This window comes from Arthrospira sp. PCC 8006 (genome assembly GCF_046480465.1).
GTDB classification, from domain to species: Bacteria; Cyanobacteriota; Cyanobacteriia; order Cyanobacteriales; family Microcoleaceae; genus Limnospira; species Limnospira platensis.
Genome location: NZ_PKGG01000261.1, coordinates 1 through 6,554, shown reverse-complemented (window position 1 = coordinate 6,554; position 6,554 = coordinate 1). Strand labels below are relative to the sequence as shown.

General features: G+C 44.5%; 8 protein-coding genes. All 8 read left to right on the top strand.

The genetic code is table 11. The annotated features are described in order from the left end of the window. Positions 1-387 (top strand): SAM-dependent methyltransferase (locus B9T16_RS24370; RefSeq protein ID WP_410245988.1); only part of this gene is annotated, 387 nt, incomplete at its 5' end. A gap of 14 nt (positions 388-401) precedes the next feature. Then, positions 402-848, top strand: a complete 447-nt coding sequence (locus tag B9T16_RS24365) for an SAM-dependent methyltransferase (RefSeq protein ID WP_410245987.1) — start codon at positions 402-404, stop codon at positions 846-848. Positions 849-1,147: 299 nt separating this feature from the next. After that, the gene (locus B9T16_RS24360; protein ID WP_006619310.1) at positions 1,148-1,717 is read left to right on the top strand and encodes a PEP-CTERM sorting domain-containing protein; all 570 of its coding nucleotides are present in this window, start codon (positions 1,148-1,150) and stop codon (positions 1,715-1,717) included. A gap of 451 nt (positions 1,718-2,168) precedes the next feature. Beyond that, positions 2,169-2,879 carry a PEP-CTERM sorting domain-containing protein gene (locus B9T16_RS24355; protein ID WP_410245986.1) on the top strand — a complete coding sequence of 237 codons (711 nt, stop codon included), beginning with the start codon at positions 2,169-2,171 and terminating at the stop codon, positions 2,877-2,879. 375 nt (positions 2,880-3,254) lie between these two features. Further along, positions 3,255-4,380 (top strand): peptide chain release factor 2 gene (gene prfB, locus B9T16_RS24350; protein ID WP_126277584.1). Its coding sequence is split into 2 segments (ribosomal slippage): positions 3,255-3,326 and positions 3,328-4,380, totalling 1,125 coding nucleotides; the frame shifts between segments, so codons are not numbered across the junction. Positions 4,381-4,468: 88 nt separating this feature from the next. Next, positions 4,469-5,080 carry a hypothetical protein gene (locus B9T16_RS24345; RefSeq protein WP_317271276.1) on the top strand — a complete coding sequence of 204 codons (612 nt, stop codon included), beginning with the start codon at positions 4,469-4,471 and terminating at the stop codon, positions 5,078-5,080. Between the two features lie 68 nt (positions 5,081-5,148). Further along, on the top strand, positions 5,149-5,841 hold the full coding sequence (locus B9T16_RS24340; protein WP_035737833.1) for a Uma2 family endonuclease: 693 nt from the start codon (positions 5,149-5,151) through the stop codon (positions 5,839-5,841). A gap of 74 nt (positions 5,842-5,915) precedes the next feature. Beyond that, a partial coding sequence (locus B9T16_RS24335; protein ID WP_410245985.1) for a Uma2 family endonuclease occupies positions 5,916-6,554 on the top strand: 639 nt, incomplete at its 3' end.

The following is a 6,554-nucleotide window of genomic DNA, read 5'->3' as shown; positions in this document are numbered from 1 at the left end:
TATCCTCAAGTTGTCCGGGTCTTAGATTATGCGATCGCCGAAAAATCCCGGCGACTAAAAACCGAACAACAGCGGCGCTTTCAGCAATGGGGCGCACCCTTTACCCAAATCCGTTGGTGTGATTTAGATGAAATTGCCAACCATTCAATTACTGGCTGTTTTTTCTCCAACGAATTAATCGACGCTTTCCCGGTGCATTTAGTCACCCGCCAGGATAATCAATTACAGGAAATTTATGTAACCACTACCGGGAAATCTCCTAATTTTCAACTAGCAGAAGTAGTCGGGGAACTTTCCACCCCCCAACTGGCTGACTATTTTCGGCTAGTCGTATTGATTTATTATCCGATGCTTACCCCGAAGGTTACCGGACTGAGGTTAATCTAGCCGCTTTAGAGTGGATGGAAACTGTCGCTAGGAAGTTGCAGCGGGGATTTGTGCTAACTATTGATTATGGCTATAGTGCCGATCGCCTTTATAGTCCGACCCGCCGGGAAGGAACCCTACAATGTTACTATCAACATCGCCATCATAATGACCCCTATATCTACATAGGTCAACAGGATATAACCGCCCATGTGGATTTTACCGCTTTACAACAAAAAGGGCGATCGCTCGGACTCCAAACCATCGGCTTTACCCAACAGGCTTTATTTTTGATGGCTTTGGGATTAGGCGATCGTATAGCCACCGTTTCCGAAAGCCCAAAAATTTCCCAAGTATTACGGCGGCGGGAGGCTTTACATTCCCTCATTGACCCCATGGGATTAGGTAACTTTGGGGTTCTGATCCAGGGTACTTTCTCCCATGATGTAAAACTCAGGGGGTTAACTTCACCTCAATGGTAGAAAATCGTGCCTTATCGAGCTACTCTCACTCACTCAAAATTAGCCCCGCCTCCCAAAATCCGATCTAATCCACAACAGTAAATTTTTAATCATTTTTGGTCTATAGCTAACAATATTTTATGCTCTGGAGCTAATTTTCCTAAAGTCATAAAGCCCTTGTAAACCTTATGTAAAGATAGTGTAAATCCGTAGAAACACCGAAGAAATAATGGGTCATCTCCTGTATAATAATTACTATATTAAAACACGATTCCCTCGTGTTTAGTGCTTAGTTAAATTTATATTTTTGGAGGACGGAAATGAAAGTTAGATTTTTAAATATCGCCACAGCCACAGTGTTAGCCACTGGCTTAGTGTCCACCCTAGCACCCAATGCCATGGCTCAACCTGGCAACCCCGCTGTTTGTCAAGATAATATTTTTGGTGGTTTGTTTGAAGAGTGTCGGCAAGTATCTGGTGGACCCGCTGGAAATGACAATGCTACTCGCATTGCAGCCCTATTTGAAAAAGAAGTAGTTAGCGATTACAAAGTTAATGCCAGCAGTGGTTCTACCGAGTTTTTCACAATCACCAGCACTGGTGAAGGTGTCGGAACCCTGGACCTCCTAGATCCCGCACTGGCTAATAAAACCTTTGCCTTTGTGATTAAAGGTGGTAACGGCTATGCAGCTTATATGTTCAACGGTATTAGCCAACTAAGTAATTTAAGCTGGTCTACTGGTGGCCCTGGTCTGTCTCACGCCACTCTGTATGTGTTCGACACCCCGACTACTCCCGGAACACAAGTTCCTGAACCTGTAACCCTGTTAGGTTTAGTGGCTCTTGGTGGTATGATGGTTGGTCAAAAAGCCATCTCTCGCAAAAGCTAGATAAACTAGGATATCTACTGAGCTTCAAAAACTAGGGATAATAACCCGGTGGTATGGTCTTTAAGGCTAATTGCCGGGTTGTCTCATGTTCCGGTTTCTTCTGTTTTCTGTGGAGAGTCAGACTCTGGGGGTTAAGTTCACGGGAATCATAGAAAATTCGACTATAGTTAGTTAGTATAACTAGAATTTCCGCAATTAAAGAAGTTTAAATAAACCGATAATATCTATTAGCGTCAATTATTGACCATATTACATCTATAAATGATAAGATTTGATGGCGGATACTTTACTTAACAAAAACTTAAAGTAAATGTGAGCATTATGTAAAGATCCTGTAAATCAGTGCAAACACTGAGGACGGCTCTGGTAGTGTTGGGTATAATGGTGAACAGATAGGGAAACAAGCGCCATGTTTCCAGCCTAGTCCAACCTAGATTTTTGGAGAGCCAAGATGAAAGTTAAATTATTAAATATAGTAACTGCCGCAGTTTTAGCCACTGGCTTAGTGTCCACCTTTGCACCGGATGCCATGGCCCAAAGACCTGCCAACCCTGGCAACTCTGGCGGCGGTGGCAACTCTGGCGGTGGCAACTCTGGCGGTGGCAACTCTGGCGGTGGCAACTCTGGCGGTGGCAACTCTGGCGGTGGTGGCGGTGGCAACGTTACGACTTGCCAAGACAATTTGTTTGCGGGATTAACTTACGTCTGCCAAGATAGTTCTGGAAATGACAATGTTTCTGCCATTGAATCTATGTTTGGTAAAACAGTAATCGATGGTTTTAGACTAGACGACTACAAAGTTGATGACAGCAGTGGTTCTAACGCCTTTTTCACCATCACCAGCGCTCGTGATGATGATCCCGAAGCTGCTGAAGGTGTCGGAACCATGACCTTTTTCGATGATAGCCTCAAAGATTCTAACTTTGCCTTTGTGCTTAAAGGTGGTAACGGTTTTGCGGCTTATCTGTTTAACGGGATCGACCAATTAAATGATTTAAACTGGGAAACAGGAGGACCTGGCTTGTCTCACGCGACTCTGTATGTGTTTGATACCTCCAGCAGCAACGGCAGAACAGAAATTCCCGAACCGGGAACCCTGTTAGGTTTGGTAGCCCTTGGTGGTGTGATGATTGGTCAAAAAGCCATCTCTCGCAAAAGCTAGACATTAGGTCTAGTAGGAACAATACTATTGTTCCAGCCACCTGGCTTGACTACGATAGAATCTTTACTCAGCTTCCAAAACTAGGCGATAGATTAAATATCAGGGTTAATTATATTTGTATTCGCCAAATCACTTGTCACATTAAGGCTGTGTAGGGTCGGGTTCTGAGATTGGTTTTCGGTTCCGAGGGGGTTTTGTAAACGGACCCCCACAGCAAAAAATAGGCATCTACTAAAAATCACTAGGTATATATTCATATTGGCGTACCAACCCGGTAGTGAGTCTGTGGGACATCATTACCGGGTTTTTGACTGTTTCTGATTAGCAAATAGCGCTATAATCGCTACATACTGTGCTGAGTGTGTAACGATCGCAATGGAAGTGGCAGACATTAAACGAGAAATAGAATTGTTGGCAGACCGCCTGGGTAAAACCCAGGAGTATCTTTGACGTACCAGCGATTGAAGCTAAAATTCAAGACTTAGAACAATTAGCGGCCCAACCGAACTTTTGGGATGATCAAACCCAGGCGCAAAAGACTCTCCAGACTTTGAGTGACCTTAAATCGGTTTTGCAACAACAGCAAGACTGGCGAAAGACGCTGGAAGATACTGGGGCGATCGCAGAGTTACTAGAGTTAGAGGACGATGAGTCCCTACGACAGGAGGCTGAGTCTAATGTAGTCCATCTCGGTCGGGATATCGATCGCTGGGAATTACAACAACTCCTATCGGGTCCCTACGATCGCAGTGGGGCGGTTTTGACGATTAACGCTGGAGCGGGGGGTACAGATGCCCAAGACTGGGCGGAAATGCTATTAAGAATGTACACCCGTTGGGGGGAAGCCCAAGGCTATAAGGTCCACCTGGCGGAACTTTCCGAAGGAGACGAGGCGGGGATTAAATCTGCTACTTTGGAAATGGAGGGACCCTACGCCTATGGCTATTTAAAGGCGGAAAAGGGAACCCATCGCCTGGTCAGAATTTCCCCATTTAACGCCAATGGTAAACGCCAGACCAGTTTCGCGGGAGTGGAAATCATGCCGATTCTGGATGAAGGGGCTATAAATTTAGATATCCCGGAAAAGGACCTGGAAATTACCACGTCTCGCGCTGGGGGAAAGGGTGGTCAGAATGTTAATAAGGTGGAAACAGCAGTCCGCATAGTTCATATTCCGACGGGGATAGCGGTTCGTTGTACCCAGGAACGTAGCCAACTACAAAACCGGGAAAAGGCTATGGCTTTACTGAAAGCTAAGTTATTGGTAGTGGCGCAGGAACAAAGGGCGCAGGCGATCGCAGAAATTCGCGGCGACCTGGTAGAGGCGGCTTGGGGAAATCAAATCCGCAACTATGTATTTCATCCCTATCAGATGGTTAAAGATTTGCGGACGGGTGAGGAAACCACGGCTATTAATGATGTGATGAATGGTGAATTGGATGGGTTTATTCAAGCCTATCTACGCCAAGAAAATCAGGTAATTGATAATCAGTCTGCTTAGTAAATGAGGAGTTACGGGAGGGGTTAATTAATAGTTAATTACTAATTATTATGGACTGCCTCCCGCTGCCTTTTAGGGGATAGTTTCCATGTCCAAAGTTTATACTACACAGGAACTGCTACGCATTTTACAAGATGAGAAAAAGGCTTGTCTAAATGGTAAACGCCTGAATTTAAAGGCGACTCCTGGGGTGGGAAATCCGGTGATTGATCACTTTTTGAAACCTGATGCTATTCAGAAGTTTACCGCCTATCAAGATTTTAAGGCGGCGGTTCATGAATATCAACGGGAAAATCAGGTGTCTGGGATTGTGTGGCGACAGATACAAGTGGCAGAAATTATCCTAGATTATCCGATGATTGGAGAACAACTAATTGCTTTACCTGAAGATTTGGAAATTCTCAAACAGGCTAAGGATAGGTTGATTGATTTCTGGTATCGGGTGACGGAAAATATGGATTTATATTTGAGTCTTAATGGGGGGAAAAATCACCGCCAAATAAAGGGTTCTGATATAGATGCGATCGCCCAAAGGACAGAGTGGGCTTGTGTTTGGAAGTGGGAAAAATCCCATTTCTTGGAGATGTTGTTACAATTGGGTTGGGGACAGCCAGGAGAAGCCTCGGATCGGCGTGGATGGCCGGATTCTGGTAGTGAATATATACACGCTGTGCGATCGGGTAAATTACCTATTTGCTAATTCATGATCAGCGGTATCGGGCTATGATAGCTATAATAAATAATAGACTTTAATGGTTAGGTGATGTTATGAATTATACTCCATCAGTTTCTCAAACAATTCTCCCAACTTTGGAAAATGGCGATCGCTTATCGATGGTAGAATTTGAGCGTCGCTATAGTTTGCTACCGGATATAAAAAAGGCTGAATTAGTGGAAGGAGTCGTTTATATGACATCCCCTGTTAGAGTCCGACAACACGGAAAACCTCATAGTGATGTTATTGGTTGGCTGGTTTTCTACCGCAGTTTTACACCTAACATTATGGTTTGTGACAACACCAGTGTTCGCCTAGACATGGATAATGAACCCCAACCAGACGCTTTATTGCGTATGGAAGAGGCGGCGGGGGGACAGTCGCGCATTAGTGAGGATGATTATATAGAAGGACCGCCAGAATTGATTGTAGAAATTGCAGCCAGTAGCGCCTCAAAAGACCTCCACGATAAGCTACACGCCTATCGCCGTAATGGTGTAAGGGAATATTTAGTCTGGCTGGTTGATGGGTCAGAATTTCGCTGGTATGTACTCTTTGAAGGACGCTATCAGCTACAACAGATAGATGAGTCGGGTTGTCTGAAAAGTCAATTTTTCCCAGGTTTATGGTTAGATGTCAATGCACTATTATCGGGTAATATGGCACAGGTTTTAGCTAAGTTACAGGAAGGAATAGCTACCTCAGAATATCAGGAATTTGTACAAAGATTGTCAATCAATCCCTAACATGGCGGAAGTGGCTGGAAAGGCGATCGCGGATAGCTATAATAAATAATAAACTTTAATGGTTAGGTGATGTTATGAATTATACTCCATCAGTTTCTCAAACAATTCTCCCAACTTTGGAAAATGGCGATCGCTTATCGATGGTAGAATTTGAGCGTCGCTATAGTTTGCTACCGGATATAAAAAAGGCTGAATTAGTGGAAGGAGTCGTTTATATGACATCCCCTGTTAGAGTCCGACAACACGCCGACCCTCACGCCAAAATCATCACTTGGTTACAAGTTTATGCAGCTTCTACACCAGAGACTCAAGTGGCGGATAACGCAAGTGTTCGCCTAGACATGGATAATGAACCCCAACCAGACGCTTTATTGCGTATGGAAGAGGCGGCGGGGGGACAGTCGCGCATTAGTGAGGATGATTATATAGAAGGACCGCCAGAATTGATTGTAGAAATTGCAGCCAGTAGCGCCTCAAAAGACCTCCACGATAAGCTACACGCCTATCGCCGTAATGGTGTAAGGGAATATTTAGTCTGGCTGGTTGATGGGTCAGAATTTCGCTGGTATGTACTCTTTGAAGGACGCTATCAGCTACAACAGATAGATGAGTCGGGTTGTCTGAAAAGTCAATTTTTCCCAGGTTTATGGTTAGACGTCAATGCGCTATTATCAGGTAATATGGCACAGGTTTTAGCTAAGTTACAGGAAGGA